Genomic DNA, 24,134 nt, shown 5'->3' with positions numbered 1-24,134 from the left:
CGGGACTCAATGCCATATGTTCATTCTTTGTTCTTATTCGGGCGATGAGTCAATCGCTCGCACCCCATTTGTGATCGGCGTGACGCAAGCCATATGTTCGGGATGAACGCGGACGGAGGAGCCAAGCTCATGTGCAACTTGTATAATCTGACGTCGAACCAGCAAGCGATCCGCGACATCGTCGAGGTGATGTCCGACAGCCTCGGCAACCTCGAACCATCTCTGGATGTCTATCCGGACCGGCCGGCACCCGTGATCCGCAATACCCAAGGAGGTCGCGAGCTGGCATCCCTGACCTGGGGCATGCCGACGCCGCGGCAATTCCTGAAAGCCCCAGACGCGCCCGATACCGGTGTGACGAACATCCGCAACACCGCCAGCCCGCACTGGCGGCCCTGGCTCGGGGTCGGCCATCGCTGCATCGTGCCGGCGACAGCCTTCTCTGAATACGGGGCGCGGCCTGATCCGGTGACGAAGCGCAAGCCGCTGCACTGGTTCGCGCTGGCCGAGACGCGGCCCCTGTTCTTCTTCGCCGGGATCTGGACACCGTGGCAGGGCACGCGCGGATCGATGCGCACACCACGCACCGGCGATCACGAACTCTTCGCCTTCCTGTCCTGCGAGTCCAACGCTGTGGTTGGTCGGGTGCATCCCAAAGCCATGCCGGTAATCCTGACGCAGCAATCGGAGATCGAGATCTGGCTGACGGCGGATTGGTCCGAGGCGCGCCGTCTGCAGCGTCCTTTGGACGATGACGTGCTGATCGAGGTGGAGTGATGCCGCTGCGCACGCCGGACGGCCGCTACATCGTCGTGCGCGGGCGACTGTGGCGGACGACGGACCCGAACCTGACCGAGGAGGAACGGCAGCGGCTGGTGCAGGATTTGATGAATGCCCGCCGTGCAGTGAAGGCGGCGAGGTCAAAGTCGGACAGGGATGCCGAGGACGCAGCGCATCGCGCAGTGGACGCGGCAAAGCACGCCCTCGGTGAGCGGGGGGCGGTATGGTGGACGGACGGCGCGCCCGATCTGAACCGCAAGATGGTCAGGAACACCGGCTATGCCGCGTGGTATGACGGCCTCACCGTTGAGGCGCGCGACGACAGCTGAGGGGGATTAACGGATCCGGCACAGTGAAACACCTCGCCAGTGAATACACAGCAACCAACCGGATCCGATGCCTCTGATGTAGGGGTTCGTCGAATTTTACGAAAATTCGAAGATGTTAACGGGTTAACGGGGCTCTATACACCGAAGTTGGCTCCGTTAGCTCATACCGTGTTCTCATTGTGTTCCAGATGCGTTAATCCTTCCTGACCACTCGGGGGGCATGGCATGGGATATCTTCAGAACCTGAACGACCAGCAGCGCCGCGCGGTGGAGCATGTGGCGGAACCGCTCCTGATCATCGCCGGTGCCGGGTCCGGCAAGACCAACACCCTGGCGCATCGGGTGGCGCATCGGCTGAAGCAAGGCGCCGATCCCCGGCGGGTGCTGCTGATGACCTTTTCGCGAAGGGCGGCGGCGGAGCTGACGCGGCGGGTCTCGCGGATCACCGAGAGCGTCATGGGCGCGGGCTATGCGGCCGAGGCGCTGACATGGGCGGGGACGTTTCACGGCATCGGCGCGCGCATCCTGCGCGATCTGGCGCTGCAGATCGGCCTGAGTCCCGATTTCACCATCCACGACCGCGAGGACAGCGCCGACCTGATGAACCTGTGCCGGCACGATGCGGGGCTCTCCAAAACCGAGAAGCGCTTTCCGGCAAAGGGCACCTGCCTTGCGATCTATTCCCGCACTGTGAACTCCGGCGCGCCATTGGCCGAGGTGCTGCGGGATCACTATCCGTGGTGCGCGATGTGGGAGGCTGAGCTGAAGCGGCTGTTCGGCAGCTATGCCGCCGCGAAACAGGCGCAGAACGTGCTGGATTACGACGATCTACTGTTGGCCTGGGCGAAGGTGATGGCCGATCCCGGCTTTGCCGCCCATGTCGGTGCGATGTGGGATCATGTGCTGATCGACGAGTATCAGGACACCAACGCCCTGCAATCGCGCATCCTGCTGGCGCTGAAGCCCTCGGGTCAGGGGCTTACGGTGGTGGGCGATGATGCGCAGTCGATCTATGCCTTCCGCGCCGCGACGGTGCGCAACATCCTCGACTTTCCGGCGGCCTTCGCCCCGCCCGCGCAGGTGGTGACGCTGAACCGCAACTACCGCTCCACCCAGCCGATCCTGGCCGCCGCGAACGCGGTGATCGCCGAGGCGCGGGAGCGGTTCACCAAGGATCTGTGGACCGACCGCGCCTTGGGCGAAAAACCCCGCCTCGTGAACCTGCCGAACGAGACCGATCAGGCCCGCTTCGTCGCCGATCAGGTGCTGGCCAACCGCGAAACCGGCATGACCCTGAAGCAGCAGGCGGTGCTGTTCCGCACCTCCAGCCATTCGGGGCAGTTGGAGGTGGAGCTGACCCGCCGCAATATCCCCTTCGTGAAGTTCGGCGGGCTGAAGTTCCTCGACACCGCGCATGTGAAGGACCTGCTGGCGGCGCTGCGGTTCGCCCAGAACCCGAAGGACCGCGTGGCAGGGTTCCGGGTGCTGCAAGTGCTGCCGGGCCTTGGACCGAGCACGGCGGCGAAGGTGCTGGACCGGATTGCCACGATGCCGATGGCCGAAGTGACCGTGCCCCCGAAGGTCGAAGGCTGGCCCGATCTGGTCGCCGCCCTTGCCCCCACCGGCTGGCCCGAGGCGCTCGGTTGTCTGCGCGCATGGTATGAACCGCATCTGGACCGCATCCACGAGGATGCCGAATTCCGCCGTGCCGATCTGCTGCAACTGGAGCAGATCGCGATGACCTATCCGTCAAGAGAGACATTCCTGACCGACATCACCCTCGATCCACCCAATGCCACCAGCGCCGAGGCGGGCGTGCCCCTGAAGGACGACGACTACCTGATCCTGTCCACGATCCATTCCGCCAAAGGTCAGGAGTGGAAGGCGGTGTTCCTGCTCAACGCAGTGGATGGCTGCATCCCCTCGGACCTCGGCACCGGCCAGACGGCGGATATCGAGGAGGAGCGGCGGCTTTTGTATGTCGCAATGACCCGCGCAAAGGACCAGCTGACCATCGGCGTGCCGCTGCGGTTCTTCGTCATCCAGCAGACAAAGCGCGGTGATCGCCACATGTTTGCCGCACGGACGCGGTTCATCACACGCGGGATGTTGGAACGGTTCGATGTAAGCCATTGGGCGCCGCCGATAGTCGGGCAGACGGCAGCACCCGCGCTTGGAAAGGTCGACGTCGCGGCAGGGTTGCGTGGGATGTGGGGATGACGCAAATCAAGAACATAGCTGCCGGTCGGCAATGCACGCTGGAAAGCTGCTCTTCGACCGCCCGCAGTCCCAGCCGCTCTCAATCACGCACATTCCCCAGCGTTTCGTCCTCGGCTCAGGCGGCATGCAGCCGTGCCTCCGACAGACTATTCTGGGCTCGATAATAAGGTGTTTGAATTTTATTTCGCAGTAATCGAGCAACAAAAGTTGCGTCTTTCGGCTCGGACCCAATGCAATAGCATTATGCAGCCTGCTGGGGACAGGATGCACCGGACCTGCGCAGGTTTTATTCTGATCGGATAACCGGCGCGCCCTTCTGTTCGCAAAGCTCAACGTCCAAGGCGAAGATGCCGTTGCACTATTAGGTCCAAGATCGTCAATTTGCCGACACGCCCGATCCGGGACCTCGCCGCGCGCCTAGACGTCGCCTTTGTCATCGAGCTGCATCAGATTAAGATCGGCCTCGCATACGACCGCTACGCCTGACTGCCTGTTCCACCGCGCCACCCTTCCTGGGCAGCGCTCATAACGACCCTATAACCCCGACCGCGCAGGGCCTCGCCCAAACCAAGGATAGCTCGAATCAGGATTAGCGGATCTTGTCATGAGTCATGATCGACGCTCGCAACCCGGGCCTGATTCTCATTGCCCGGAAATTGAGCCCGCGCCACTTGACCGCCGAAACCACAGCAATGCCCGACCGAAACAGCGAGGCTCCCGTTATGCTACGGCGATTTTCGGCTGAGCTTGCTCGTCGATGATCTCGAGGATCGTCCTACCGATCGCGCGACCCAAGAGCGGAGGCACCGCATTGCCGACCTGGACATATTGATCGGTCTTCGACCCTAGGAACTCAAACGAGTCCGGGAATGATTGAAGGCGGGCAGCCTCACGCACCGAAACGGCTCTATCCTGTTCGGGGTGGATGTAGGCACCCCAGTGAATGTCACATTTCGTCAGGACGGTGCAGGACAAGCCGTCCCACGTCATCCTGCCATATCGCTTCGTATGGTCGGACCGCTTCGCACGCTTCATGCCCGCGGGCAGTAGGTCGTACGGGATATCGCGCCAGCTTCCCCCTGGCGGAATGTGCTTCAGGCGTTCCACATTAACCGACCCAAGGCGTGGAGCGCCATGGTTCTCAACCGCCCTTTGCCTGCCGCGAACATACGACTGGAATGAGCCTTGTGCGGCCGTGGCATATTTCACGGTCCCACCATCTTCGCCGTTCTCCAGCGCAGGCAGGTCGCCAATAGCCTCCCGGATCGTAGTGAAAGGCTCCCGACCGGGCCCGTGAGTGGGCTCTGGGTGACGAATAGGCGCTTTGATGCGGTTGCCGATAAAGACGACCCGGCGTCGTTCCTGCGGCACGCCGTATTCTTCGGCTTTCAGAACCTTTTCTTCAACATCATAGCCCAGCTTCTTCAGTTCAGCCTTGATTGCCCGAACAGCTTCGCCCCCGCCGATCGAATAGATGCCCATGACGTTTTCCATCACGATCCATTCCGGCTGCATGCCTTCGACGATCCGCAGGTATTGCTTGAAGAGGACAGCACGCTCGTCGTGCATGCCGCGCTGGTGATTGTAGACGGAATATGCTTGGCACGGAGGGCCCCCAGCCAAGACGGTTAGTTCACCCTTCTTCAGGCTGGTCTTCGCCATTAGCTCCTCGATGGTTACGTCCTCGATGGGCTTGCCAATGAAGGTCGCATGCTTGTGCGTCTTCTCGAAGGTCTTCCCGGCCGCTTCGAAGAGATCAACACCGGCCAGCACCTTGAACCCAGCCATCTCCAAGCCTGCAGACAGGCCGCCCGCGCCGCAGAAGAGATCGATTGCTGTCAGGGTCATTCTGTCTGCCTATGCCGATTTGTTCTTATTTTGTTTAAAACGCGCGCGTTATCACCAGACCATGAATCATGCAACGATTCAGGGCAAGATTTTTCCGCGTATCCGGTCTTCGAAGGCGGCTTTTGACACCGGTCGGCCTCCGGTAAGCCCTTCGATTGCGCTCTCTAGGGTGACGCATACCACTTCACCGACCCGGGCGCGATACATATCAGCAGCAGGATCCCAATCGAAATCCATCAAGATCCACGCAATGTCGGCATTCGATAGCTCGTCGATCGGTCGCATCGCGCCCATGTTCTCGTAGAATGATCGGTCGACGATGATCGCCATCTTCCTCCCCCACCGGCGCAGCGCGGGGATCTTCGTTTGAAGCTGAGGCATGAGCCTCTTGACGCCGCTGCTGCGATAGTCCGGCTTCCGCCGCCCGACGGGCATGACCAGGTCGCCGTGGTTGTCGATCACGTGCCGACCTTCCATGGCCATCTCGGCGCCCGAGAAATACACGGCCTGAACTTCAGCGGCTGCCCATTCCATCGGCCAGCCGACCGGGGCGTTGTTCTTCACGATGATCATGTCAATGCGACCGACGTCTTCGCCTTCATCCATGTCCAGCCCGCCGTCGCCCTCCAAGAAGCCGACCTCGCCAGCCATGAGCGGGTCCGGATCATCGAGGATCAGTTCACCTATCTGCCTGAAGGCAACCCCATCCTGGTGCAGACGGAACGGACACAAAGCGCGGATATTACCGCGATTGCCAACCACCGGCTGAACGGCACCCGCATCTTCCTCGTAGAGTCGCAGCGAACAAACCCCGTTTCGCTTCGTGCAAACCGAATACGGGCCAGTCTTGAACGGGCACGGGAGCTGGTCATGCATCGTCTCGCGCAGTTTCTCGCGGAGAACGTCAAGACGTGCCTCCTCGCGCGCAGTCAGCGCACCCAGGGCTTCCCGCTGCTCAAGCACCATCAGTCGTTCGATTTCCTGCTTGTTGATCGCGGGCTTCGTGACCCTATGATTTGCCAAGCGTATTCGCTCCTGTGGGGTAATTCGCTCGAAAGGACGACCATACCATTCCGCTATGTGATATTCTGGCATGCACATCCTCGCTCGCTCGAAATCCAATAGGCACAACTGACCCGCCGAAACGGCGGAGGTCAACGCCATCTAGCGGAAAGCCATGAATTTCCCGGATTTTCCCAGACCGATTATATGCCTTTCACCGGCGCCATGCCGGCGGACCAACCCCTCACGGGGTTTCTTACTCCGGGGCTGAGGCGTCATGTTTGCACATTATTTTTTCCAGACCCGCCCCGAACAAGTCCGAAATGCCCAGCGACCATTGAGTTTTCACGGATCATCCAACACCACCGTCATCGGATAAAGTATTTCCTAAGCCATTGATAGATATAGATTTGTAACCTTAAAGTTGTTGATTGGGAGGAGTCGGTGGGGTATCTTTGAGTCATCGAGAGCGGCACTGGAGCCGCCCAGGAAAGGATTGATACAATGACTGCTGTTTCCCTTCTCGCCGAAGCTCTGGTTGATGCTGCCGACGCTTATGATGGTGATGCCGACGACGCGCACATCAGCATCCAGCTTCACGAAGATGAAGATGGTTTCGAGTGGTGGACCGCCGCGATCTACGAATGCTACGAAGACAGCATGACGAACTGGATGAATGGCGAAGAGGCCGCCAGCGATCTCACGTTGATCCGCGACGGCAAGGCCGAAGAGGTGGCCGAGCGCTATGCCGACGCGTGGGATGACGACTGGACCGAGTTCCATGGCGAAGTCGACCAAGGTGACGAAGCCGCGTGACCCCCTGCAAGGCCCCGCCAGTTTGGCGGGGCTTTCTCTTTCTGGAATCCGACATGCTGCCCGATCTTCCCGACTTCCTCCGGCACTACAGCAGTGCCGAACGCCCGACCGCCTTCGCCGCCTGGGCAGAATCCCTGCCGCGCACGAAAGCCGCCGGATCCGCCTTCTGGTCCGCCTTAGTGAAGGAATGGAGCGGCTTCGACGCCATCGATCACGTCCGCTTCGCCCAGTTTTTCCGTAGATTCCGTTCCAGCCGCCCGACCGGCTTCATCGAGCACCTTCCTGAGAAAATCCGGATTTTTCGTGGCCAGGACGCCTGTGATGCCTTCGGCCTGGCGTGGACCACGGACAGGCGGGTCGCGGAGGGCTTCGCGCAGGGGCACCGGGGCGTCAGGCACGATGACCCCTACGTCTACGAGATTACCGTGCGGCCCGAGGATGTCGCGCTCTGCTGCGATGACCGGGCGGAGCACGAGATCGTTCTGCTGCACGTGACCCCGGAGATGGTCCGACAGGCCATCGCCAACGCAGACTGACCAGGATCAACCGGTCAGCTCCGGCTGATCCGATCGTAGATGTCGGCAAGACGCTCCAGCGCCTTGCGCTGCGGATCCTCGGCGATGCCGGACAGGTCGATGTCTGCAAGGTAGGCATCGATCGCGCGACTCGATTCCTCGCGGCGGTGGTCCGTTTGATGCGCCAGAATCCGGTCAATTGTGGACAGCTCAACTCCGGCCGCGCGCATGATTGTCGCGGCGGTCCGGCGCAGGTCGTGCCGATGCCAGTCTGCCGTCCTTGAGGCTTTCATGATGGCGCTGGTGATCCGTGACCAGTTGCCCAACTCGGTCCCCGCCAAGCTTGGAAAGACGAGATCATCTGGATCCTGCCCCAGATGATCTGGGATCTCATCGAGCAGCTGGATGACCGCGTCCGGGATGGGCAGCAGCTGCGTCCGGAGTCCGCCGCGCACAGACTTGACCCTCGGCTTGAACCAGGTCTTCGCATCGCGGTCAATGTGCCGCCAGCGAGTCGCGCAGACCTCCGCCAACCGGGCTCCAGTTAACAGGATGAACCGGACGGCGAGCGGCCGGATGTCGAGATCCGGATGCGCCTTCATCTCGAGCTCCGCGGGAGCGGGGTAGACGAGCAGAGGCCAGATCCTCTTGAGCTCATCGACGCGCAGCGCCCGGTCGCGCGTGCCCGTAATCTCTTCATCATCCGATGCCGGGTCGAGGGTGTCCCTTATATCAGCCACGTCCAACACCGGTCGTCTACGCTTTCCGGCCACCCGGAACTTTCCGCGGCCCGCCGACCAGTCAAGGACCGGCATCAAGTAGGCCCGGGCTTTCGAAACCTGGCCATTTGCCTTTTCCGCCCCCGATTTCGGGGCATACGTCATCATCGCATCGGCGAAATCGTCATCAGGAATGTCGGTCACTCGTCGATCAAGGAGACCCGCGAAGACGGCTTTGATGCGCTTTCTGGCTTCGGAATCGAAATCGCGTTTTGTCCTGGCCCAGGTCGCTTTGCTAACACCGGGGCCAGCTTCGTATTCCGCGATCAACTCGCCCAATGTCGGGTCTCCCGACCGCGCGGTCGCCGCCTCGCGCTTCGCGGCATTAAGATTTCCCGATGCACCTCGGATCTCCGCCAGGACCGACGCCGCCCGGACGCGCGCATCTCGAAGCGACATGTCGGGGTAAGTGCCGATCGTCAACCGTTGCTTCGCTCCGTCCGCTGAGGTCCCACGGACGGCCCAGGTCTTCGCGCCTGCCGGTGTGACGCGCAGGGACAGCCCCGGGGCCTTGGCGTCCGGGTAGTCCGTCCTGGTCTCGACAACCAGCCTTCTGATCATGTGATCCGTCAAATCCACCTTTGCCACGCCTTGCCCCTCAGCTCTTCACTATGGACGGAAGCATATCGGGGACACCGTGGGGACACCAGACAGCGCCGGACTTTGTCCCCAAAATAACCACCCGCAGTCCGACCCGGCACGGCGATGCGCTTGACACGTCGCGACCAACATCCGTAGTGCATTGATTACAAGTATATTTTTCATTCCCTAGAAAGAGTCCTCCGGATTTCTCATTCCACAGCATGAACGCGATGGCAGGATTGAAAATCCGCGTGTCGGTGGTTCGAATCCGCCTCCGGGCACCATTTCTCCGCATTCTCTAGTCTCGTCCGGCCTCGCCAATCGGCAGGGCCGATGTCGCCTTGATTTCCTCCATCGACAGCAGGGCGGTGACGTTGTGGATCCTGACCTGCGAAATCAGTGACTGGTAGAAGCGGTCATAGGCGCGGGCGTTACGGACCTGCACCTTCAGGATATAGTCGATATCGCCCGCCAGCCGATGCGCCTCGATCACCTCGGGGCGTTCGCGCAGGGCCTTCAGAAAGCGCGCTGCCCAATCCTTGTCGTGCTCGGCGGTGCGGATCAGCACGAAGAAACACGCCTCCAGCCCCAGCGCCTCGGGGTCCAGAATCGCCACCTGCCTGCGGATCACGCCGGCCTCGCGCAGCTTGCGGATGCGGTTCCAGACCGGGGTCTTGGATGCGCCGACACGCTCGGCGATCTGGTCCAGCGACAGGCTGGCATCCTGCTGCAGCAGGGACAGGATTTTCCGATCCACCTCGTCAAGGCGGACAGGCGTTTGCGGGCTGGTGGCGTCGCGCGAAATCTGTTCCGTCATACTGCTCTCTTCTGACTGATTGTCCTTATTTTGCTGACCCTATCGCGAAATGCCAGAACAAAATTCTATATTGATGGGACCAACGGAAAGGTCCGAACCCATGAGCAAAGCCTTCATTCCGACGGCCGCGAAGCCCGGCGTCATCACCGCGAACGATCTGCGCGAAGGCCATAACGTCTGGATGTGCGACGATGACTGGACGGTCGATCCCGCGCAGGCGACGCTGTTCGAGGACGAAGCCATCGCCGAACTGGCGATGCTGAAGGCGATCGGGCAATCGGATCGGGTCGTGGGCCCCTATATCGTCGAGGCCCGGCGTGGCCCGAACGGTCCCGAGCCCACCCATTTCCGCGAGGCCTTCCGCCAGAAAGGTCCGTCCAACTATTTCCACGGAATCCAGTCCGACAAAACGCAGGCCGCCAATGTTTGATGTCCGTCCCGTCGAAACCGACTATGTTCGCCACCGTGCGGCCCAGTTCCGCGCCCAGGTCGCCCGCCGCCTGGATGGTAGCCTTACGGAAGAGGAATTCCGTCCCCTGCGCCTGATGAACGGGGTCTATCTGCAGCTGCATGCCTACATGCTGCGGGTGGCGATTCCCTATGGCACGATCAGCCCTGATCAGATGCGCATGCTGGCCCATCTGGCCTCGACCTACGACAAGGGTTACGGCCATTGGACCACGCGCCAGAACATCCAGTTCAACTGGCCCCGGCTGGTCGACATCCCGGACATGCTGGACGACCTGGCCTCGGTCGGGATGCACGCCATCCAGACCTCGGGCAACACGATCCGCAACGTGACGACCGACGCCTTCGCCGGTGCCGCATCCGACGAGGTTGCCGATCCGCGCCCCTATGCCGAACTGCTGCGCAGCTGGTCCACGGACCACGCCGAATTCCAGTTCCTGCCGCGAAAGTTCAAGATCGCCATTTCCGGCGGTGCGCGCGACCGTGCGCTGGTCGCCGCCCACGATATCGGCGTGCGCCTGGTCGAAAAGGACGGAAAGACCGGGTTCGAGGTCTGGGTCGGGGGCGGTCTGGGTCGCACGCCGATGCTGGGTCAGGTGATCCGGGATTTTCTGCCGGAAGAGGATCTGCTGCCCTATATCGAGGCGATCATCGCCACCTATAACCTGTCCGGACGCCGCGACAACAAATACAAGGCGCGCATCAAGATCACCGTCTCCGAACGTGGCCTGGACGTGTTCAAGGCCGAGACCGAAGAGGAATTCCAGCACCGCCGCCGCGATTTCAACGGTGCGGACCGCGAGGCGCTGGCGATCTTCAGGGATCGGTTCACCGCCCCGGCGTTCCGCAACGCGCCCGCCGCGGGCTATGAGGCGGAACGCCAGGCAAACCCGGCCTTCCGCAGCTGGACCGACACCAACCTGCACGCGCACAGGATCGACGGCTATGCCAGCGTCATCGTGACGTTCAAGGCGCCGGGCGCGACGCCGGGCGATGCAAGTGCCGATCAGATGCGGCTTTTGGCAGATCTGGCGGAAAGATACGGACACGACGATCTGCGCATCATGCATGACCAGAACGTGGCGCTGCCGCATGTGCACAAATCCGATCTGCCGTCGCTGTATCTGGCGCTGCGCGAAGCCGGGTTGGCGACTGCGAATGCCGGGTTGACCAGCGACATCATCGCCTGCCCGGGCATGGATTACTGCACGCTGGCGACCGCACGGTCGATCCCAATCGCGCAAGAGATCGCCGAGCATTTCCGCGCGGTCGGCCTGGAGGACGAGATCGGCAATCTGAACATCCGCATCTCGGGCTGCATCAATGCCTGCGGGCATCACCATCTGGGCCATATCGGCATTCTTGGCCTGGATCGCGCCGGGGTCGAGAACTATCAGATCACGCTTGGTGGTGACGGCTACGACATCCCGGCCATCGGCCAGCGCGCCGGTGCGGGCTTCCCGGCCGAAGAGGTCGCGCCTGCCATCGACCGATTGCTGCGTGCCTATCTTGAGGTGCGCGAGGATGCATCCGAACGCTTCCTTGACGCCTATCGCAGGCTTGGCCCCGCGCCCTTCAAGGCCGCGCTGTATCCCGAGACGACCGATGCTTGATGGCAGCCTTGACACACGGGCGGGGCGGCTGAACGACCGCTACCGGCATCATGCCGCGACCGAGGTACTGCGCCGCGCCGTCAGCGACCCGGATCTGGGTCGCGTCGCGCTGGTGTCGTCTTTCGGATCCGAATCGGTGGTTCTGCTGCATATGGTCAGCGTCGTGGCACCCGGGCTGCCGGTCCTGTTCATCGACACGCAGATGCTGTTCCCCGAGACGCTGGCCTATCAGCGCGAGGTCGCGGCGAAGCTGGGGCTGACCGATGTGCGCGTGATCAGGGCCGATGAGGCCGAGGTCGCGCGCCATGACCCTGATGGCACGCTGCACAAGTTCAATCAGGATGCCTGCTGCGACCTGCGCAAGACGGTGCCGCTGGAACAGGCGCTGTCGGGGTTCGATGCATGGATCACCGGCCGCAAGAGGTTCCAGAACGGCCAGCGTGCCGCGCTGGAGTTCTTTGAGCCCGAGCCGCCCACTCGCCTGCGCGTCAATCCGTTGGCCCATTGGCGGCCCGAGGACGTGCAGGAATACATGATCGAGAACAACCTGCCGCGCCATCCGCTGGTCGCGAAGGGGTATCCTTCGATCGGGTGCGCGCCCTGCACCTCGCCGGTGAAGCCGGGTGAGGACCCGCGCGCCGGTCGCTGGCGTGGCAGCGACAAGACCGAATGCGGCATTCATTTCATCGGCGGGCGCATGGTCCGCGGAAAGGTTTCGGCATGACCGATCAGTTGAACAGCCAGCGGATCGTTGTCCGCGATGACGGGTTTCATCCGCTGGACAGCGAGGCGGAAATCACCCTTGCCCCGGACACGGCGCCCGAGGATCTGGCCGATCATCTGCATTGCGCGCTGTTGGCGATTGACTTCCCGGCCTTCACGGACGGGCGCGGATTCAGCCTGGCCCGTCGCCTGCGTGAACTGGGGTATCGGGGCCGCCTGCGTGCCACCGGCCGGCTGATAGCCGACCAGTATGCAATGGCCCGGCGCGTCGGTTTCGACGAGGTCGAGGTTGCGCCGGACATCGCCGCACGCCAGCCGCAGGATCAATGGCTGGCACGTGCCGACTGGCAGGCGTGGGACCATCGGTCGCGCCTTGCCGGCTGAGCGACCCTTTCACATCGCCCGCAGATCGCCTAAGACATTCAGGAAATAAGACATGACGCTGGACCTGACCGTGGCCGACGCCGCACCGAACACGACCAAGAAGACCATTCCCGACGCGCAGACCGTGACCTCGGTCACGCACTGGACGGACAAGCTGTTCTCGTTCCGGGTGACGCGGCCTGCCAGTCTGCGTTTCCGGTCGGGTGAATTCGTGATGATCGGCCTGCCGGGCGACAATGGAAAGCCGATCCTGCGGGCCTATTCGATTGCCTCGCCGAACTGGGACGACGAACTGGAGTTCTATTCGATCAAGGTTCAGGACGGGCCGCTGACCAGCCGCCTGCAGCATATCCAGCCGGGCGACCAGATCATCCTGCGGCCAAAGCCGGTCGGCACGCTTGTCCTTGATGCACTGCTGCCCGGCAAGCGTCTGTGGTTTCTGGCCACCGGCACGGGCGTTGCACCCTTCGCCAGCCTGATGCGCGACCCCGAGACCTATGAGCGGTACGAGCAGGTCGTGATGATGCATACCTGCCGCAACGCAGACGAACTGACCTATGGCCGGGAACTGGTCGAGAACCTGAAGCACGATCCGCTGTTGGGTGAGCTGTATGGCGAGGATTTCGCCAAGCGGCTGCTGTATTACCCGACCACCACGCGCGGACAATCGCCCTTCATGGGCCGGATCACCGATAACCTGACCTCGGGCAAGGTTTTCGAGGATCTGGGTCTGCCGCCGATTTCGCCAGAGACCGACCGTGCGATGATCTGCGGCAGCCTGGCCTTTAACGTCGATGTCAAGGCGGTGCTGGAGGGTTTCGGGCTGCGCGAGGGCGCGAACTCGGACCCAAAGGAATTTGTCGTCGAAAAGGCGTTTGTCGGAGACGGCGTTTGAGTTGAAGACCTCGTTGTGACCGATGGACCGGTCCCGGCAGGCAGAGATGATCCAGATTGCGGGCGTGGTCAGAACGGCCTCGCCCTTTTTCGCTTATCTGCCTGTGGGCTTCACGCAGTTGTTTGGAACCTACGCCAGACCGACCTGTTATGAAGATCAGGAATGCGGAAGCCGACTTCCGGGATAGGCCAGGGGGACCCATGCGCAAGCTTGTTCACAACACGACGGCATTGGCCGCATGTCTTTCAATGATCGCGCCGCAGCTTGTGCAGGCCCAGGGATGGCCTTCGGCCCCGTCGGCGCCGATCACCGCCGCCGGCGAGCCCGTGCTGCTGGCGCAGTCGGCGAAGGATCTTCAGGGGATCGACGAGGATCTGCGCAAGCAGCTGATGAAGGCCGAGCGCAAGAAGAAGGAAGAAGCCGCCAAGGCCAAGGCCGAAAAGGCCAAGTCACGCGACAAGGGCAAGGCTGACAAGAACAAGGACGGCGGCAAGAAGAAAGCCAAGCAGCAGTCCGAAGGCCAGGGTAAGAAACACGCCGACCGGCCCGACCGTGACCAGAACGCGAAGCCCGCAAAGCAGCATTCGGGCAACGGGAAGCACGACGAACGCCAGAAGGTCAAGGAAGGCAAGGGAACGAAGCCGAAAGAGGATCGGCGCGACAAGGCATCTGCGGGAAAGAAGAAAGATGCTCAGGTCGAGGCCGCGCGAAAGGCCAAGCAGCGCAAGCAACAGGCGCAGCGTCAGGAAGACAAGGCCCGGGAAAAGGCCCGCGAAGCGGAACGTGCCCGGGACCGCGATGATCGGCGAAAGGCTGCCGCGGCGAACAGCCGGGTCGGTCGCGCCGGATCGCAGTCCGCCAAGCAACGCGCCGGTCAGATGGCCGGTCTCAGCAAGGTTCTGGATCAGGAAATCGCGTCGGGTCTGACCGAGGATCGTTTGTCCTGCGTGTCGGGCGGCAGCTTTCCCTGCGCGCGGGGCACGCGGGTCATGACGCCGCGCGGCGTCGTTCTGGAACGGGATGGCGACGGCTATCGCCTTGCACCGAAGAACGCCCAGACCTATCGCGCCGAAGGCGATGGAAAGATGGTGGCGCGCGGGTCGAACGACAGCGACCGACGCGGCAATCAGGCCGCGAAAGAAGCCGCCAGAGAGACCCGCGCAGCCTTGGCACAGGCGCTGGATGACTGGCAGACACGGCGTGACTTCAGGGAACAGCGGATCACCCGGGAAAACAGGCGCAGTTCCTCTCAGGATTTCTCGACCAGTTTGCGCGATGTCTTGGCGCAGACCTCGGGACAGGCGCCGCGTGATCGCGCGCGCAAGGATGACGACGACGACAACGATCTGGTCAAGGCGTTGCTGTTGGGGGCAGGGGCCCTGGCGGTCGGATCGATGCTGAACAACAATCGTCAGGTCGCACTCAGCAGCCCGGATCGGGTCGTCTTTACGCGTCCTGACGGCAGTCACGAAGTGGTCAAGGACGAAACGGTCCTGCTGCGGCAGCCTGGATCGAACGTGACGACCGAGAATTTCGACGACGGGTCTTCCAGGACCATCGTGACGCGTCCGGATGGCAGCAAGGTCGTGACGATCCGTGACGCGGATCTGCGTATCCTGCGCCGAACGCTGATTTCGGCGGATGGTCGCAGCACACGGCTGATCGACGACACCGAGACGGTTCCACCCGTCGATATCGCCTCTCTGCCGCGTCCCGTTCCGGCCCCTGCCTCGCGCAACGATGCCGACATGGATCAGGCCGCGCTGCGCGAGGCGCTGCGCCGGGAAACGTCGATCGATCGGCGCTTCACACTGGGCCAGATCCGGAACATCCCCGAGGTTCGTTCGCTTGCCGCGCCGCTTGATCTGGATGCGATCACGTTCGACACCGGATCTGCGGCGCTTCGTCCCGATCAGGCCGCGCAGCTGTCCTCACTGGGGGCGGCGATCGGCACCGCGGTGGCCGAGAACCCGCGCGAGATCTTCATGATCGAGGGATACACCGATACCGTCGGTCCCGACGTCGTGAACCTTGCCCTGTCCGATCGGCGCGCCGAATCCGTGGCGCTTGCACTGACCGAGTATTTCGATGTCCCGCCGGAAAACCTTGTCGTGCAGGGCTACGGAGAACAGTTTCTCAAGGTGCGCGCCGAAGGGGATGTCAGGGACAATCGCCGCGTCGCCGTGCGGCGCGTCACCGACCTGCTGCAGGTCGCCGACAGCCGCTAGCGCAACGGGGAACGACCCCAGACATCACGAAGGCCCCGCAGATCCTGTCGGGGCCTTTTCTATCTGCGATCGGGCGTTGTGTCAGAGGTGTCGCGGAAACTCGATCTTCGGGCAGCGATTCTGAACGACCGTGATGCCCCGCTTGACCGCCTTGGCGGCGGCTGCGTCATCGCGGACGCCCAACTGCGTCCAGATCACCCGCAGATCGGGCAGGCAGGCAAGGGCTTCGTCCACGATCCCCGCGACCGCCTCTGAACGGCGAAAGATATCTACCATCTCGACGCCGGCGTCAGCCGGGATGTCAGACAGATCGCCATAGACCCGTTCATCCAGAATGTTCGTTCCCGCATGATTCGGGTTGACCGGAATGACCCGATAGCCCTGCGCCTGAAGGTAGCGCGCAACGCCCCAGCTTGGCCGATCTTCCCTGGGTGAAAGGCCAACCATCGCAATGACTTTCGTGGATCTCGCAATCCGCGCGATGTCCTCGTCGTCGTCAAGATCAATGTCCATGGCGAGCCTCCCTACCTCATCCACAGGTTGCAGCAACCTGACATAGAAAAGGCGCCCGGTCCAGAAATCCGGCCGGGCGCAAGTCGCGGAACGAGGGACAGTGATCCGAACATGACCGTTCCGGGGTCATGTTCTGTTAGACAAATGAGCATCACCCGCCCAAAGTTCCAGATCTGTCGCGAATTCGTGATTCTGAATCACGGGTTCACGATTGTCATTTCAGTTTTCGCCAGTTCTGCTTTGCTTTCTCAAGCGTCTTCCGCGGGGCGGCAAGTATTCTGCGCGCGGCTGCCTCTGATCGCATCAGATACAGGTGTTTGCCGATCACCACGACATGCCGGGGATTGCCCTTTTCGCGCCGTCCCTCGGACAGGGACATCGGGCAGAACCCTGCGAATCCGGGCGCGTAGGCGCGTGGGTCTGCTTCGAATCGTGCACGATTGTCCTCGGTCGCGAAATGCCACAGCTTTCCCTTCCACATCGTCACGACATCGCTTCGGCCGGGAACCGCGTGGCCCGCGCCACGGGATGCAACCGCGTCAAAGCCGCCTAACGCCCAATCCTGCGCCATCGCGCCAACGGGCGGGCTCAGCAGGGTGATCAGAAGTGACAGGGCAGCGGTCTTCATGCGGGTACTTTCGGGCTATCAGCCTAAATGGCAGGCCCGAAGGTGATTCTCAACGTCGCCATGCCGATGTCGCAGCGAAGTGATGCTAGGATCGGCCGGCGGCATACAACGCGACTGCCGCGGCGTTCGAGACGTTCAGCGACCCGAAATCGGCCGCGAACGGGATACGGGCAAGATGATCGCAGTTCTTCATCGTCAGGTCGCGCATTCCCGGCCCCTCGGATCCCATGACCAGACAGATCGCGCGCCCCTTCAGGTCGGACAGCAGGTCGGGAAGGGTGTCGGTCGCAGTGCCATCAAGGCCGATCAGCGTGAATCCCATGCCTTTCAGCTGCGACAGCGCCTCGGCCAGGTTGGGCACCCGCAGATAGGGCTGCCGTTCCAGCGCGCCCGAGGCGGTCTTGGCCAATGCGCCCGTTTCCGGGGCGGAATGCCGCGCGGGCGCGATGACGGCGCGTGCGCCGAACACCTCTGCGGATCTCAGGATCGCACCGATATTGTGCGGATCGGTGACGCGATCCAGCGCAACCAGCAGCGGCCGGGTCTCGCCCGGCACCTCGCGCAGGACGACTTCGCTGAGACTGCCCCATTTCAGCGGCCGCACCTCAAGCGCCGCGCCCTGATGCACGCTGTCGGGCGCAAGGGGCACGGTCTTGCCGAAGACGCGCGGATCGGTGATTTCGGGCGTCATGCCGAACAGATCGCCCAACCGGTCCAGCGCGTTGCGCGTCACGACCAGGCGCAGTTTCTGACGGGCCGGGTTGGCAAGCGCGTCGCGAACCGCGTGCAGGCCGAACATCCAGACCGTCTCGGCGGCCGCAGCGCGCCGGCTTCGTTCCTTGTCGATCACCCATGCGGGTTTCTGCGGCTTCGACTCTTTGCCTGCCATCGAAATCTCCTGTTGTCGCCTTCCTCTCTGCGCGTGCAGACGCGTTCGCGCAAGACCCGGAAATCCGCTTGACGCCCCCGACCGAGGCAGCTAATCACGCCCCCACGCCGACGGCGTTCGGCGGGCGACGTGCTGCAAGGTGCGGCAGCGGACTGTAACTCCGCCGGGGAGACCCATGCCTGGTTCGATTCCAGGGTCGCCCACCATTATCCTTGAAATGATAGGATAATCTGGTGGTCTGACGCCACAGATCAGCAACTTGCCAGAGCGTTATCCCCGGCCAATCTATAGCATCGCAGGTTCTTCCAATTCCGCGGGCGGTGATCGACGTTCGATCTCGTTCTGCCGATGTCGGGTCGAAACGCTGCACGAAGATGTCAGGACGACCGCGTCTCGTCAGGCACGCGCATCTCTTTTTTCAAAGCCGGCACCGAGCATTCGCATGATCCGCTGCGGGTCATGCCACGGCACTTGCAGACATCGTTTTTGTGGAAATGCGTGGATTGATGGGCTGGAGGCGGCTGGTCGCGTCGCGATGATCAGCCAAGGCTTCATGGCCTTCTATATGACAGGGGCGCCGCGCATTTGCATCGCGACGCCCCTTTGATTTTGTGAACGACAGTCCGGTCGGATCAGGGGCCAACCACGCGGCAGGTCTGCGAACGGGCCTTCAGTCGCTCGCACGCCAGTTGCGCGTCAGATTTCGACAGGTTCACGAAGTTCGCCTCGAAACCGCGCAGCGTGTCGGCGATGCGGCGATTTGCCCCTTCAAGCACCGTTCCGTCTTGCAGGGCGGTTTGCAACAGCAGCTTTTCGGCTTCCGTATGCGACCGGTAGAGGCCCAGATTGACACCCCAGTGCCGCCCGCTGTCTGCCGGTCGGGACACGATCTCCAGCGCTTCGGGTTCGGCGATGTCGCCTTCGCCCATCGCCGCCAGGATGACCGTCTCGGATCGGGGTTTCGGCGCGGGCGATGCCAGAAGCGACAGGGAATTGTTGTCCTGCCCGGTCGCCTCGGCGACCGCCTGTGCGACAGCGTCCGCCTGCCCGTCGTCGCGGGGCTGGACTGCCGCAACGCTGGCAGAGCCTTGCGACTCGCGGCTGCGGGGGGCGCGCGCGGGGCGCATCGACGCTTCCAGCACGGGTGCGGCAAGGCTGGCCGATTGTGCAGCAGGCTCAGCGGCCGAGGCAACCGCGCTGGCAACCGCTTCGTCCACGGCGGCCCCCTGAGCGGCTGGCCGCAGCCTAGGCCGGATGCTGGACGCCAGAGCAAGGCGGCTGGCCGATGCTGCAGGCGACGGCGCGGCCTTCGTCGCCTCGCGCATCGCAGCGGCAAGTGCGTCGCGTGTCGCAACCGCAGCCGTTGACGCCGAGCCACGGCTTGCCGGAGCCGGCGGTTCCGACGAGTTCAGGACCAGGCGTTGCGTCTGGGGTTGTGTCGCTGCCGGTTTCGGCTGGACCTGCGCACGACGCACGACCTTCTGCTGCGCCACAAGCTTGGGCGGGGCGGGGCGGGTTTCGCGCACACGGTTGGGAACGCGGCTGAAGCCCGAATCCAGCAGCTGCGCCATTGTCTGATTGCGCTGCGCGGTCGAGGTGCCCCCGAAGACTGTTGCGATCAGTCTTTTCTTGCCGCGCTGCGCCGAGGCGGTCAGGTTGAAGCCGGCGGCGCGCGTATAGCCTGTCTTGATCCCGTCCGCGCCGGAATAGGCATCAAGGAAACGCTTGTTCGTCGATGAGACCTTGGCGATCCCTGCATCGGCCGAGCGGCGCGAGAACAGGTTGTAATACTGGGGAAAATCGTAGAACAGGTGCCGCCCCAGAATGCTCATGTCATGGGCGGTCGAATAGTGGCCTTCCTGCGTCAGGCCGTTCGCGTTCTTGAATTGCGTGTTGCGCATTCCAAGTGCCCGCGCCATCGCCGTCATCTGTTGCGCGAACGCGGTTTCGGATCCGGCCAGACCCTCGCCGATCGCTGTCGCTGCGTCGTTGGCCGACTTGATCGCGGCGGCGCGTAGCAGATAGCGCAGCTCGATCTTCTGCCCGGCCCGGAGGCCCAGCTTCGAGGGCGGCTCGGCCGCGGCGTTGGACGACACCGGGAACTTCGAATCCAGACGCACCTGGCCGCGTTCGATCGCGGTGAACGCCAGATACAGGGTCATCATCTTTGTCAGGGACGCCGGATGAAGCTTGGTATCGGCGTTTTGCTTGTAGATCGGTTGACCGGTGCGTGCGTCCATCACATAGGCGGCAAACGGTGCCGCCGAAAGGCTGACCGGCATCAGGACGGCCAGCATGATGAATGCCCACAGCCGGGCTGTCAGGGGAAATCGGGTCACTGTCGCGGTCTCTCTGCCTCGTGCAGGTGTATCTTTTGTCGCACACCCGTCGTTGATAAAACGATAATAGCATGAGTATATTGCGCGTGAAACCTTGCATTTGACTTATTTTGCCTGCGTGCCGTCCGTGGGCGCCTGCGGCAGTTGCGGGGCTTTCATCCACGGCAGAATCGACTATATTTCAACGCGAACGGGCTGCCCTGGTCGCGGCCCGGAAATTCTTGCAGCAGGCCCCAAGACGGCCGGAACATGACGCGATGACGCATTGGATGACCGACAGCGACAAGCCCGACGACCAGATCGAACTGGCCGTCAAGCCGCGCACGAAACCGCAGCGGCCGCCCCTGTACAAGGTGCTGATGCTGAATGATGACTTCACACCGATGGAGTTCGTCGTCCATGTTCTTGAACGGCTTTTCAACATGACCCACGCGCAAGCCATCGAGATCATGCTGACCGTGCATCGCAAGGGTGTCGCGGTGGTCGGTGTGTTCTCGCACGAGATTGCGGAAACCAAGGTGGCTCAGGTCATGGAACTTGCGCGCCGCCAGCAGCACCCGCTGCAATGCACCATGGAAAAAGAGTAACCCGTGTCGGGATCAAGATTCGCGCTGGCCTTCCCGGCCGGCAGCCCCGAGGGCAGGGTTCTGGTCGTTGGCGCCCGTGCCGACAGCGACCTTGCGGGCCTTGATCCTTCCGCGACGCGGATCCGGCAGGGACACTTCCCGGATCACCGGGCGCTGTCCGCGCAGGGCTGGCAGGTGTCGCCGCAGGTCGAGGGGGAATTCGACACGGCCATCGTCGTGCTGCCCCGCGCCAAGTCGCAGGCGCGTGCGTGGATCGCGGACGCCGCCAGCGGCCTTCCCGCAGGCGCATCGCTGTGGATCGACGGGCAGAAGACGGATGGCATCGATTCGATGCTGAAGGAGATGCGCGGGCTTGCCGATGTCGATGAGGTTCACAGCAAGGCGCATGGCAAGATCTTCCGGGTGACCGTGCCGCAGGGCGACTGGCTGCCTGCGGACTGGGCCGCGGAACCACATCAGGCCGCGCCGGGCTTTGTCACCCGACCGGGTGTCTTCTCGGCAAACGGCATCGATCCGGGTTCGGCGCTGCTGGCGAGGCATCTTCCCGACAGGCTGCCGACGCGGTTGGTCGATCTGGGCGCGGGCTGGGGCTGGCTTGCCGCGCAGGCCCTGTCCCATTCCGGTGTCGAGATCGTGCATCTTGTCGAGGCCGATCACGATGCGCTGGAATCTGCGCGCGACAATATCGACGATCCGCGCGCCAGGTTTCACTGGGCCGACGCACGCGACTTCGTGCTGCCCGAACCGGTGAACGGGGTCATCATGAACCCGCCGTTTCATCTGGGGCGCGACGCCGATCCCAGACTGGGCGCCGCGTTCATTGCGTCGGCGGCGCGATTGCTGACCGGCGCGGGCCGGTTGTGGATGGTCGCGAACCGTCACTTGCCGTACGAGAACGTGCTTGCCGATCATTTCGCGCAGATCGCAGAGATCGGCGGCGACAATCGCTTCAAGGTCATCGAAGCCAGCGGTGCCGGACGCCCGGCAAACCGCAAGGGAGGCCGGAAATGAGCCTGTCCATTCAGGGCAAGACCGCCATCGTCACCGGCGCGGCCCGGGGCATCGGCCTTGCCGTCGCCCAGAACCTTGTCGAACGCGGCGCGAATGTCGTCTTCACCGATGCCGACGAGGAAGGTCTGGACCGGGTGGTGTCGGACCATGGCAAGGACAATCCGCAAGTTCTGGATTTTCCCGGCGACATCTGTGAAAAACTGGTCATGGCCAACCTGCTGTCGGCGACGCTGGATGCCTATGATCGTGTCGATATCCTTGTGAACGCGCATCGTTTCGTGAAGGGATCGGACCCGCTGGACACCGATCCCGGAATTCTGGAAGAAATGCTGCGCCAGAACATGATCGCCGGGCTGCGGCTGTCGCAGATGGTCGCCAAGCGGATGATCAAGCAAAGCGAAGGCCAGCCCGATATCGTGCAGGCCGGATCGATCGTGAATGTCTCGACGCTGGCGGCGTCGCGCCCGGTGCCCGCGATGCTGGGCTATTCCATTGCATGCGCGGCGCAGGAACAGGCGACGCGCGGGCTGGCGCTGGCGCTGGCGCCGCACCGGATCCGGGTGAACGGAGTGCGTTTCAGCAGCATCATGTCGCACGAACTGAAATGTGCGCTGAAGGAGGACGCCGATATGCGTCAGCAGATCATCGACGGCACGCCCCTGGGCCGCATCGCGTCGGCTGACGAACTGGCCGACACGGTGCATTATCTGGCCAGCGAAGGCGCGCGCTTCATCACCGGGCAGATCGTCACGGTCGATGGCGGGCGCAGCCTTGCCGACCCGGTCACGGCGCAGGATCTGTAGCCGCTATTGCCCATCCTCGGGGAAGGCCACCTTGCAGGCGCGGACATAGGCGGCGGCCCGATCGCTCAGCGCGGCCTTGCGTGCCGCCAGGCCGTCACGCTTGCGCTGTTCGGCCGCCGGATCGATCGGCACGCGATAGCGTTCTGTATCGACATAATCCCGCCAGCAGGGTGTATAGCTGACCTGCGCGTTCCCGTCCTTGTCGCGATACACGTCGCGGCATTGGGTCAGACGGTCGCGGACGACTTGGCGTTCCTCCCACGCATAGCCGCGCGACAGATTGCCCTCGACCTCGGCCAGCAGGCGGCTGACGGTGCGGTATTCGCCGGTATGGCGGCTGATGCAGCGATCCTGCGGTGTGCCGCAGGCGGCAAGGACCAGCGGCAGGACGATCACGGCAAGGGTGGTGTTGCGGGGCATGGCCTGTCTCATTAAGCGTGTCAGCGGATGCTATCTGCCGGGCGGCCCGCTTGGCAACTCACGATGAGGTTTGAATGCTGGACCAACGCCGCCACGCCGCAAGCTGGTTTCGGGAACTTCGCGATCGGATCGTGCTGGCCTTCGAGGCGCTGGAGGATCGCGGTCCGGGAACCAGCATGCCCGGCCGTTTCGTCGTCACGCCGACGCAGCGCGGCGAGGATGGCGGTGGCGGGCTGATGTCGGTGATGCGCGGCGGCCGGGTCTTCGAGAAGGTCGGTGTCAACTGGTCCGAGGTCCATGGCACGCTGGCCCCCAAGGCCCAGGCGGCGATGGCCGCGCGCGGTGTGCCGGGCATGGACACGGATCCGCGCTTCTGGGCCTCGGGGATCAGTCTCGTGGCGCATATGCAGAACCCGCACGCCCCAGCCGTGCACATGAATACCCGGATGTTCTGGACCCCCGGCGCCTGGTGGTTCGGCGGCGGATCGGACCTTAACCCCTGCATCGAATACCCCGAGGATACGGCCCATTTCCACCAGACGCTTCGCGATGCCTGCGCGCCGTATGGCAGCGAATACTATGATCGCTTCAAGGCATGGGCCGACGAGTATTTTTTCATCCCGCATCGCGGCCGCGCCCGTGGCGTCGGCGGGATCTTCTATGACGATCTGAACAGCGGCGACTGGCAGGCGGATTTCGCCTTCACACGCGACGTTGGCGCCGCATTCCTGCCGGCCTTCCTGCCGCTGGCCGAGGCACGCATGTCGCAGCCATGGGACGACGCCGACCGCGAGACGCAGCTTGTGCATCGCGGACTGTATGCCGAATACAACCTTGTCTATGACCGCGGAACCCGGTTCGGGCTTGAAACGGGGCACAATCCGGATGCGGTCCTGATGAGCCTGCCCCCGCTGGCGAAATGGACCTGATGCGCGCGTGAGACGG

General features: G+C 62.9%; 25 protein-coding genes and 1 tRNA gene. 16 read left to right on the top strand and 10 right to left on the bottom strand.

What is annotated here, in order from left to right:
* Nucleotides 1-129: 129 nt before the first annotated feature.
* The 3 genes from J7359_RS05345 to J7359_RS05335 all read left to right on the top strand — a co-directional run bounded on the left by J7359_RS05345 (nucleotide 130) and on the right by J7359_RS05335 (nucleotide 3,329).
* Entirely contained in the window at nucleotides 130-777 is a 648-nt protein-coding gene (locus J7359_RS05345) for an SOS response-associated peptidase family protein (RefSeq protein WP_209055509.1), read from the top strand.
* On the top strand, nucleotides 777-1,109 hold the full coding sequence (locus J7359_RS05340) for a hypothetical protein (RefSeq protein WP_209055508.1): 333 nt from the start codon (nucleotides 777-779) through the stop codon (nucleotides 1,107-1,109). The genes J7359_RS05345 and J7359_RS05340 overlap by 1 nt, the downstream gene beginning before the upstream one ends.
* Before the next feature lie 225 nt (nucleotides 1,110-1,334).
* Complete coding sequence (locus tag J7359_RS05335) at nucleotides 1,335-3,329, top strand: ATP-dependent helicase (RefSeq protein WP_209055507.1); 1,995 nt, start codon at nucleotides 1,335-1,337, stop codon at nucleotides 3,327-3,329.
* A 720-nt stretch (nucleotides 3,330-4,049) separates the two neighbouring features.
* Here the strand turns inward: J7359_RS05335 and J7359_RS05330 are convergent.
* Both J7359_RS05330 and J7359_RS05325 read right to left on the bottom strand, forming a co-directional pair.
* On the bottom strand, nucleotides 4,050-5,177 hold the full coding sequence (locus tag J7359_RS05330) for a DNA cytosine methyltransferase (RefSeq protein WP_209055506.1): 1,128 nt from the start codon (nucleotides 5,175-5,177) through the stop codon (nucleotides 4,050-4,052).
* Between the two features lie 78 nt (nucleotides 5,178-5,255).
* The gene (locus tag J7359_RS05325) at nucleotides 5,256-6,272 is read right to left on the bottom strand and encodes a NotI family restriction endonuclease (RefSeq protein ID WP_247740202.1); all 1,017 of its coding nucleotides are present in this window, start codon (nucleotides 6,270-6,272) and stop codon (nucleotides 5,256-5,258) included.
* Between the two features lie 411 nt (nucleotides 6,273-6,683).
* On the opposite strand from J7359_RS05325, the gene J7359_RS05320 reads away from it, so the two are divergent.
* The gene (locus J7359_RS05320; protein ID WP_209055505.1) at nucleotides 6,684-6,995 is read left to right on the top strand and encodes a hypothetical protein; all 312 of its coding nucleotides are present in this window, start codon (nucleotides 6,684-6,686) and stop codon (nucleotides 6,993-6,995) included.
* Between the two features lie 53 nt (nucleotides 6,996-7,048).
* Complete coding sequence (locus tag J7359_RS05315; RefSeq protein WP_209055504.1) at nucleotides 7,049-7,531, top strand: hypothetical protein; 483 nt, start codon at nucleotides 7,049-7,051, stop codon at nucleotides 7,529-7,531.
* 14 nt (nucleotides 7,532-7,545) lie between these two features.
* Here J7359_RS05315 and J7359_RS05310 read toward each other — a convergent pair whose 3' ends face one another.
* Both J7359_RS05310 and J7359_RS05305 read right to left on the bottom strand, forming a co-directional pair.
* Entirely contained in the window at nucleotides 7,546-8,877 is a 1,332-nt protein-coding gene (locus tag J7359_RS05310; RefSeq protein WP_209055503.1) for an integrase family protein, read from the bottom strand.
* A gap of 292 nt (nucleotides 8,878-9,169) precedes the next feature.
* Nucleotides 9,170-9,688, bottom strand: coding sequence for an Lrp/AsnC family transcriptional regulator (locus tag J7359_RS05305; RefSeq protein ID WP_209055502.1), 519 nt, complete (start codon nucleotides 9,686-9,688; stop codon nucleotides 9,170-9,172).
* Nucleotides 9,689-9,788: 100 nt separating this feature from the next.
* Here J7359_RS05305 and J7359_RS05300 point away from each other — a divergent pair, with 100 nt between their 5' ends.
* From J7359_RS05300 to J7359_RS05275, 6 genes are all read left to right on the top strand, one after another.
* Complete coding sequence (locus J7359_RS05300) at nucleotides 9,789-10,118, top strand: DUF2849 domain-containing protein (RefSeq protein WP_209055501.1); 330 nt, start codon at nucleotides 9,789-9,791, stop codon at nucleotides 10,116-10,118.
* Nucleotides 10,111-11,769: a nitrite/sulfite reductase gene (locus tag J7359_RS05295; protein ID WP_209055500.1), complete on the top strand. Its 1,659-nt coding sequence runs from the start codon at nucleotides 10,111-10,113 to the stop codon at nucleotides 11,767-11,769. The genes J7359_RS05300 and J7359_RS05295 overlap by 8 nt, the downstream gene beginning before the upstream one ends.
* Nucleotides 11,762-12,493 carry a phosphoadenylyl-sulfate reductase gene (locus J7359_RS05290; protein WP_209055499.1) on the top strand — a complete coding sequence of 244 codons (732 nt, stop codon included), beginning with the start codon at nucleotides 11,762-11,764 and terminating at the stop codon, nucleotides 12,491-12,493. Before J7359_RS05295 ends, J7359_RS05290 begins: the two co-directional genes overlap by 8 nt.
* Nucleotides 12,490-12,876, top strand: a complete 387-nt coding sequence (locus J7359_RS05285) for a DUF934 domain-containing protein (protein ID WP_209055498.1) — start codon at nucleotides 12,490-12,492, stop codon at nucleotides 12,874-12,876. The genes J7359_RS05290 and J7359_RS05285 overlap by 4 nt, the downstream gene beginning before the upstream one ends.
* Before the next feature lie 52 nt (nucleotides 12,877-12,928).
* The gene (locus tag J7359_RS05280) at nucleotides 12,929-13,771 is read left to right on the top strand and encodes a ferredoxin--NADP reductase (protein WP_209055497.1); all 843 of its coding nucleotides are present in this window, start codon (nucleotides 12,929-12,931) and stop codon (nucleotides 13,769-13,771) included.
* Nucleotides 13,772-13,971: 200 nt separating this feature from the next.
* Nucleotides 13,972-15,999 carry an OmpA family protein gene (locus tag J7359_RS05275; protein ID WP_209055496.1) on the top strand — a complete coding sequence of 676 codons (2,028 nt, stop codon included), beginning with the start codon at nucleotides 13,972-13,974 and terminating at the stop codon, nucleotides 15,997-15,999.
* An 81-nt stretch (nucleotides 16,000-16,080) separates the two neighbouring features.
* On the opposite strand, the gene J7359_RS05270 is transcribed toward J7359_RS05275, so the two are convergent.
* The 3 genes from J7359_RS05270 to rlmB all read right to left on the bottom strand — a co-directional run bounded on the left by J7359_RS05270 (nucleotide 16,081) and on the right by rlmB (nucleotide 18,029).
* Nucleotides 16,081-16,512, bottom strand: coding sequence for a CoA-binding protein (locus tag J7359_RS05270; RefSeq protein ID WP_209055495.1), 432 nt, complete (start codon nucleotides 16,510-16,512; stop codon nucleotides 16,081-16,083).
* Nucleotides 16,513-16,726: 214 nt separating this feature from the next.
* Complete coding sequence (locus J7359_RS05265; protein ID WP_209055494.1) at nucleotides 16,727-17,140, bottom strand: YHS domain-containing (seleno)protein; 414 nt, start codon at nucleotides 17,138-17,140, stop codon at nucleotides 16,727-16,729.
* 85 nt (nucleotides 17,141-17,225) lie between these two features.
* Complete coding sequence (gene rlmB, locus J7359_RS05260; protein WP_209055493.1) at nucleotides 17,226-18,029, bottom strand: 23S rRNA (guanosine(2251)-2'-O)-methyltransferase RlmB; 804 nt, start codon at nucleotides 18,027-18,029, stop codon at nucleotides 17,226-17,228.
* A gap of 122 nt (nucleotides 18,030-18,151) precedes the next feature.
* Between rlmB and J7359_RS05255 the strand changes: the two genes are divergently transcribed.
* Nucleotides 18,152-18,235 (top strand) — tRNA-Tyr (locus J7359_RS05255).
* 190 nt (nucleotides 18,236-18,425) lie between these two features.
* On the opposite strand, the gene J7359_RS05250 is transcribed toward J7359_RS05255, so the two are convergent.
* Together J7359_RS05250 and J7359_RS05245 are read right to left on the bottom strand one after the other, a co-directional pair.
* A complete protein-coding gene (locus J7359_RS05250) occupies nucleotides 18,426-18,584 on the bottom strand; it encodes a hypothetical protein (protein WP_209055492.1) in 159 nt (52 codons plus the stop codon).
* 77 nt (nucleotides 18,585-18,661) lie between these two features.
* Nucleotides 18,662-20,326, bottom strand: a complete 1,665-nt coding sequence (locus tag J7359_RS05245; RefSeq protein WP_209055648.1) for a D-alanyl-D-alanine carboxypeptidase family protein — start codon at nucleotides 20,324-20,326, stop codon at nucleotides 18,662-18,664.
* A 299-nt stretch (nucleotides 20,327-20,625) separates the two neighbouring features.
* Here J7359_RS05245 and clpS point away from each other — a divergent pair, with 299 nt between their 5' ends.
* From clpS to J7359_RS05230, 3 genes are read left to right on the top strand one after another with little or no spacing between them, the layout of a single operon-like run.
* A complete protein-coding gene (gene clpS, locus J7359_RS05240) occupies nucleotides 20,626-20,955 on the top strand; it encodes an ATP-dependent Clp protease adapter ClpS (RefSeq protein ID WP_209055491.1) in 330 nt (109 codons plus the stop codon).
* Between the two features lie 3 nt (nucleotides 20,956-20,958).
* On the top strand, nucleotides 20,959-21,966 hold the full coding sequence (locus tag J7359_RS05235) for a class I SAM-dependent methyltransferase (RefSeq protein ID WP_209055490.1): 1,008 nt from the start codon (nucleotides 20,959-20,961) through the stop codon (nucleotides 21,964-21,966).
* A complete protein-coding gene (locus J7359_RS05230; RefSeq protein WP_209055489.1) occupies nucleotides 21,963-22,769 on the top strand; it encodes an SDR family oxidoreductase in 807 nt (268 codons plus the stop codon). Before J7359_RS05235 ends, J7359_RS05230 begins: the two co-directional genes overlap by 4 nt.
* Nucleotides 22,770-22,772: 3 nt before the next feature.
* Here J7359_RS05230 and J7359_RS05225 read toward each other — a convergent pair whose 3' ends face one another.
* Nucleotides 22,773-23,189 carry a hypothetical protein gene (locus J7359_RS05225; RefSeq protein ID WP_209055488.1) on the bottom strand — a complete coding sequence of 139 codons (417 nt, stop codon included), beginning with the start codon at nucleotides 23,187-23,189 and terminating at the stop codon, nucleotides 22,773-22,775.
* Between the two features lie 74 nt (nucleotides 23,190-23,263).
* On the opposite strand from J7359_RS05225, the gene hemF reads away from it, so the two are divergent.
* Nucleotides 23,264-24,118: an oxygen-dependent coproporphyrinogen oxidase gene (gene hemF, locus J7359_RS05220; protein WP_209055487.1), complete on the top strand. Its 855-nt coding sequence runs from the start codon at nucleotides 23,264-23,266 to the stop codon at nucleotides 24,116-24,118.
* The last annotated feature ends 16 nt before the right edge of the window (nucleotides 24,119-24,134 follow it).

Origin of the sequence: Paracoccus sp. R12_2, assembly GCF_017744015.1 — a bacterium.
Classification (GTDB): domain Bacteria; phylum Pseudomonadota; class Alphaproteobacteria; order Rhodobacterales; family Rhodobacteraceae; genus Paracoccus.
This window is presented reverse-complemented; position numbering and strand designations above follow the sequence as displayed.

Coding starts and splice junctions, on each gene's coding strand:
- J7359_RS05340 (WP_209055508.1), top strand. CDS start 777: ATGCCGCTGCGCACGCCGGACGGCCGCTACATCGTCGTGCGCGGGCGA.
- J7359_RS05320 (WP_209055505.1), top strand. CDS start 6,684: ATGACTGCTGTTTCCCTTCTCGCCGAAGCTCTGGTTGATGCTGCCGAC.
- J7359_RS05230 (WP_209055489.1), top strand. CDS start 21,963: ATGAGCCTGTCCATTCAGGGCAAGACCGCCATCGTCACCGGCGCGGCC.
- J7359_RS05335 (WP_209055507.1), top strand. CDS start 1,335: ATGGGATATCTTCAGAACCTGAACGACCAGCAGCGCCGCGCGGTGGAG.
- J7359_RS05300 (WP_209055501.1), top strand. CDS start 9,789: ATGAGCAAAGCCTTCATTCCGACGGCCGCGAAGCCCGGCGTCATCACC.
- J7359_RS05345 (WP_209055509.1), top strand. CDS start 130: ATGTGCAACTTGTATAATCTGACGTCGAACCAGCAAGCGATCCGCGAC.
- J7359_RS05245 (WP_209055648.1), bottom strand. CDS start 20,326: ATGCTGGCCGTCCTGATGCCGGTCAGCCTTTCGGCGGCACCGTTTGCC.
- J7359_RS05270 (WP_209055495.1), bottom strand. CDS start 16,512: ATGGACATTGATCTTGACGACGACGAGGACATCGCGCGGATTGCGAGA.
- J7359_RS05265 (WP_209055494.1), bottom strand. CDS start 17,140: ATGAAGACCGCTGCCCTGTCACTTCTGATCACCCTGCTGAGCCCGCCC.
- J7359_RS05305 (WP_209055502.1), bottom strand. CDS start 9,688: ATGACGGAACAGATTTCGCGCGACGCCACCAGCCCGCAAACGCCTGTC.
- J7359_RS05330 (WP_209055506.1), bottom strand. CDS start 5,177: ATGACCCTGACAGCAATCGATCTCTTCTGCGGCGCGGGCGGCCTGTCT.
- J7359_RS05225 (WP_209055488.1), bottom strand. CDS start 23,189: ATGCCCCGCAACACCACCCTTGCCGTGATCGTCCTGCCGCTGGTCCTT.
- J7359_RS05315 (WP_209055504.1), top strand. CDS start 7,049: ATGCTGCCCGATCTTCCCGACTTCCTCCGGCACTACAGCAGTGCCGAA.
- J7359_RS05250 (WP_209055492.1), bottom strand. CDS start 18,584: ATGAAGCCTTGGCTGATCATCGCGACGCGACCAGCCGCCTCCAGCCCA.
- J7359_RS05325 (WP_247740202.1), bottom strand. CDS start 6,272: ATGCCAGAATATCACATAGCGGAATGGTATGGTCGTCCTTTCGAGCGA.
- J7359_RS05295 (WP_209055500.1), top strand. CDS start 10,111: ATGTTTGATGTCCGTCCCGTCGAAACCGACTATGTTCGCCACCGTGCG.
- J7359_RS05280 (WP_209055497.1), top strand. CDS start 12,929: ATGACGCTGGACCTGACCGTGGCCGACGCCGCACCGAACACGACCAAG.
- J7359_RS05290 (WP_209055499.1), top strand. CDS start 11,762: ATGCTTGATGGCAGCCTTGACACACGGGCGGGGCGGCTGAACGACCGC.
- clpS (WP_209055491.1), top strand. CDS start 20,626: ATGACGCATTGGATGACCGACAGCGACAAGCCCGACGACCAGATCGAA.
- hemF (WP_209055487.1), top strand. CDS start 23,264: ATGCTGGACCAACGCCGCCACGCCGCAAGCTGGTTTCGGGAACTTCGC.
- rlmB (WP_209055493.1), bottom strand. CDS start 18,029: ATGGCAGGCAAAGAGTCGAAGCCGCAGAAACCCGCATGGGTGATCGAC.
- J7359_RS05285 (WP_209055498.1), top strand. CDS start 12,490: ATGACCGATCAGTTGAACAGCCAGCGGATCGTTGTCCGCGATGACGGG.
- J7359_RS05275 (WP_209055496.1), top strand. CDS start 13,972: ATGCGCAAGCTTGTTCACAACACGACGGCATTGGCCGCATGTCTTTCA.